The 3,931-nt window shown below is 76.6% G+C and carries 4 protein-coding genes; 2 read left to right on the top strand and 2 right to left on the bottom strand.

Going from position 1 to position 3,931, the window contains the following annotated elements; genetic code table 11:
* Positions 1–31 precede the first annotated feature (31 nt).
* Both DKT68_RS00560 and DKT68_RS00555 read left to right on the top strand, forming a co-directional pair.
* Positions 32–964 (top strand): DUF58 domain-containing protein, encoded by a 933-nt coding sequence (locus DKT68_RS00560; RefSeq protein WP_236646646.1) that lies wholly within the window; start codon positions 32–34, stop codon positions 962–964.
* Positions 961–1,911 (top strand): VWA domain-containing protein, encoded by a 951-nt coding sequence (locus DKT68_RS00555; protein WP_109815484.1) that lies wholly within the window; start codon positions 961–963, stop codon positions 1,909–1,911. Before DKT68_RS00560 ends, DKT68_RS00555 begins: the two co-directional genes overlap by 4 nt.
* Positions 1,912–2,319: 408 nt before the next feature.
* On the opposite strand, the gene DKT68_RS00550 is transcribed toward DKT68_RS00555, so the two are convergent.
* Together DKT68_RS00550 and DKT68_RS00545 are read right to left on the bottom strand one after the other, a co-directional pair.
* Positions 2,320–3,504, bottom strand: a complete 1,185-nt coding sequence (locus tag DKT68_RS00550; RefSeq protein WP_109815483.1) for an acyltransferase family protein — start codon at positions 3,502–3,504, stop codon at positions 2,320–2,322.
* Positions 3,501–3,931 (bottom strand): alpha/beta hydrolase (locus DKT68_RS00545; RefSeq protein WP_236646645.1); only part of this gene is annotated, 431 nt, incomplete at its 5' end. The genes DKT68_RS00550 and DKT68_RS00545, both read right to left, overlap by 4 nt.

Raw genomic sequence — 3,931 nt, 5'->3', positions numbered from 1 at the left:
ACCCGCCCCCCTCGCCGACCGCAGCGAGGCCGTGCTGTCCCGGCTGCAACTGCTGGTCACCCGCAAGCTCGACGGGCTGCTCCAGGGCGACTACGCCGGCCTGCTGCCCGGACCGGGCAGCGAGGCGGGGGAGTCGCGGGAGTACCGCCCCGGCGACGACGTACGCCGGATGGACTGGCCGGTCACCGCACGCACCACGACGCCGCACGTGCGGCGTACGGTCGCCGACCGGGAGCTGGAGACGTGGCTGGCGCTGGACCTCTCGGCCAGCCTGGACTTCGGCACCGGGCAGTGGCTCAAGCGGGAGGTGGTGGTGGCCGCAGCGGCCGCCATCACCCACCTGACCGTGCGCGGCGGCAACCGGATCGGCGCGGTGATCGGCACCGGCGGTGGCGCGTCCGCCCCGGCCCGACGCTGGCGGGGTGGCTCTGCGCCGGCGGGGCCGGGCGTGCTCACCCGGCTGCCGGCACGTTCGGGCCGCAAGGAGGCGCAGGGCCTGCTGCGGGCTGTCGCCGGCACCGCCATCCAGCCCGGTCGGGGTGACCTGGGCGCCCTGATCGAGATGCTCAACCGCCCGCCCCGCCGGCGCGGGGTGGCCGTGGTGGTCTCGGACTTCCTCGCGCCGGCCGAGCAGTGGGCCCGGCCGATGCGCAAGCTGCGCGTCCGGCACGACGTGCTGGCGATCGAGGTGGTCGACCCGCGGGAGCTGGAGCTGCCCGACGTGGGGGTGCTGCCGGTGGTCGACCCGGAGAGCGGCGAGCTGCACGAGGTGCAGACCGCCGACCCGCGGCTGCGGCAGCGCTACGCCGAGGCCGCCGCCGCCCAGCGGGCCACGATCGCCGCCGCGCTGCGCGGCGCCGGCGCGGCCCACCTGCGACTGCGTACCGACCGAGACTGGCTGCTGGACATGGTGCGTTTCGTGGCCGCGCAGCGGCACGCCCGCACCCGGGGGACGACACGATGATCCGTTTCATGCAACCGTGGTGGCTGCTGGCTGTTCTGCCGGTGCTCGCACTCGCCGCGTTCTACCTCTGGCGGCAGCTGCACCGCCGGGCGTACGCGATGCGGTTCACCAACGTGGACCTGCTGCGCACCCTGGCGCCGAAGGGGCTGGGCTGGCGCCGGCACGTCCCGGCGACCGCGTTCCTGCTCTGCCTGCTGGTGCTGGCCACCGCGCTGGCCCGTCCCGCGGTGGACACCAAGGAGCCGCTGGAGCGGGCCACGGTGATGCTCGCCATCGACGTGTCGCTGTCCATGCAGGCCGACGACGTGGCGCCGAACCGCCTGGAGGCGGCCCAGGAGGCGGCGAAGCAGTTCGTCGGCGAGCTGCCGGAGAGTTACAACCTGGGCCTCGTCTCGTTCGCCAAGGCGGCGAACGTGCTGGTGCCACCGGGCAAGGACCGGGCGGCGGTGACCAGCGCGATCGACGGGCTGGTGCTGGCGGAGGCGACCGCGACCGGTGAGGCGGTGTTCACCTGCCTGGAGGCGATCCGGTCGGTGCCGGCCGACGGCGCGGCGGGCATCCCCCCGGCCCGGATCGTGCTGCTGTCGGACGGGTTCCGCACCTCCGGCCGGTCGGTGGAGGAGGCGGCGGCGGCCGCGCAGGCGGCCAACGTGCCGGTCTCCACCATCGCCTTCGGCACCGACACCGGCCAGGTCGACATCGGCGGTCAGCTCCAGCGGGTGCCGGTGGACCGGCTGGCCCTGGCCGAGCTGGCCGAGACCACCGAGGGCTACTTCTACGAGGCCGCCTCGGTGAGCGAGCTGAAGCAGGTCTACCAGGACATGGGCAGCTCGATCGGGTTCCGCACCGAGCCGCGCGAGGTGACCCAGTGGTACGCCGGGGTGGCGCTGCTGCTGGCGCTCTGCGCCGGCGCGCTCAGCCTGCTCTGGTCGTCGCGGATGCTCTGACGTCGGCGGGGCCCGGGCTGGTCCCGGGCACCGCCCGTCGGGGCGGCGTGACGGGGCGGGTGAGCGACGGTCAGTGACCGCCGCCGGCGAGGACGAAGACGATGGCCACCCAGACGGCGGCGAGGGTGAAGCCCAGCGGGGCGACGTAGCGGCTCATGGACGGCTCCGGGTGGCGGCTGGACGGTCCGCGTGCGGGGGCGGACCGCAGGGGGTGGGGACGCGCACACGAAGTCGTGACCGGGCGGCTCCCGGCGATCGTCCGATGATCGGACGGCGCGGCACGCGCACCTCGGCGTGGGCCGGGTGGCGGGGAGCGGAGCGGGGTCAGCTCACCAGACTGAGTCGTGGCTCAGCGGGGCTGACCATCGGCCCGGCCACGACTGGGAGGATCGCTATCTCGCACAGCGATCACCTCCTGGAGTCGGGCGGGCCGGAACGTCGATGATCGTACACCCGCGGTGCCGGCGGGACGCACTCGGCCGACCGGCCGGCGGCTCCTCCACCGGGCGGCCGTCGCCACCCCGTCCGGCGGGCCGGCCGGCGGCCCGCCCGCACCAGCGTGACCAGCACCGCGGCGAGCAGCGGCAGCCAGCAGCACCGGGCGAGCACCCAGCCCGGAGAGTCCGGTGCGGTGTGCAGCCCCGGCAGGGCCACCCCACCGCGGGCGACGAGCGCGGTCACCGCGACCAGTACCGGCTGGTGCCACAGGTAGATCCGCACGGCGTTCCGGTTCACCTCGGTCACCGCCCGGCCCGGCACCTGGCGGGCCAGCAGCCGTTCCAGCGCCGGCCGGGCGAGCAGCCCCAGCCCGACCTGGGTGACCGCCAACGCCACCGCCAGCAGCGACGGCGGGTTCAGGTTGGACACCCCTGCCCCGGGCACCCCGACCGCGCTCACCGGATATCCCAGTGCCAGCATCGCGGCCAGCGCCATGGCCCCGCCGCCGGCCAGTACGCCCGCCGCCCGTGGGCCGGCCAGCCGCCCGTCGGCGTGGGCGAGGCCGAGCAGGTACGGCACCGCCCACGCCGCCAGCACGGAGACCGGCGGCAGGCCGGCGCCGGCCGGCAGCAGCCGGACCGCCAGGTCGGTGGCCGCGACCACGGCCACCGCCGGCACCACGCAGCGCGCCAGCCCCCAGCGGTGGACGGCGACCCGCAGCGGATCGGTCGACGCCACGAGGAGCAGCAGCGGCAGCAGGAACCACAGTGGACTGACGGCGAGCCGCAGCGCGACGGCGAGCGTGTCGTCCGGGATGCCGGCGACGGTGGCCGCGAGCAGCACGGCGGCACCCACACCCAGCAGCGCCAGCGCGGGCAGCAGCAGCCGGCGCAGCCTCCCGCCCAGCCAGCCGCCCGGCCCGCCCGGGTGGCGCGCCAGCGACCTCGCCGAGCCGAACCCGGCGGCGAAGAAGAACAGGCCGAGTGTCTGCAACACCCAGGTCACCGGGGCCAGGCCGGGCAGCGCGGCCAGCGGACTGGCCTGGCGCAGACCGCCGTCGGCGGCCAGCACCAGCCCGGTGACCAGCCAGTGCCCGAGCACCACCCCGCCGATGGCGTACGCCCGCAGCGCGTCGACCGCGCGGTCGCGGCTCACCGGGCGCTCCCGGCCCGGTCGCCGGCGCTCAGCACGACCGCCGCCACCGCGGCCAGCGTGGCGCTGCCCGGCACCAGGTAGCCGTCGTGCCCGTCCACCCCGCCGGTCGGCAACGGCCGGGCGCCGAATGCGGGGTCGCCGGGGCGGCGGCCGTACCCGACGCCGGGGAGCCGCGCCGGAGGCACCCACCGGATCCAGTCGGTGGGCGCCTCGGCCGCCCAGAACCGCCGCCCGCCGGGCAGCTCGTCCGCGTGCTGCACCCCGGCGCCGACCCCGCCGAGGCTGACCACGTCGCTGACCTGCGGCGGGGCGTCCGCCGCGGCCAGCGACACCACCAGCGACCCGTAGCTGTGCCCGACCAGGGTGATCGTCGCGGCGGGACGGCGCTCCGCCAGCTCCCGCAGCAGCGCGGCCAACCCGGCCGCGC

The sequence above is a fragment of the Micromonospora acroterricola genome (assembly GCF_003172955.1).
Lineage (GTDB): Bacteria > Actinomycetota > Actinomycetes > Mycobacteriales > Micromonosporaceae > Micromonospora > Micromonospora acroterricola.
The sequence above is the reverse complement of the archived record's forward strand: the minus strand, read 5'-3'. Positions and strand labels throughout refer to the sequence as shown.

Excerpts from the sequence above, each read along its gene's own strand:
- DKT68_RS00555 (WP_109815484.1), top strand. The coding sequence starts at position 961 with ATGATCCGTTTCATGCAACCGTGGTGGCTGCTGGCTGTTCTGCCGGTG.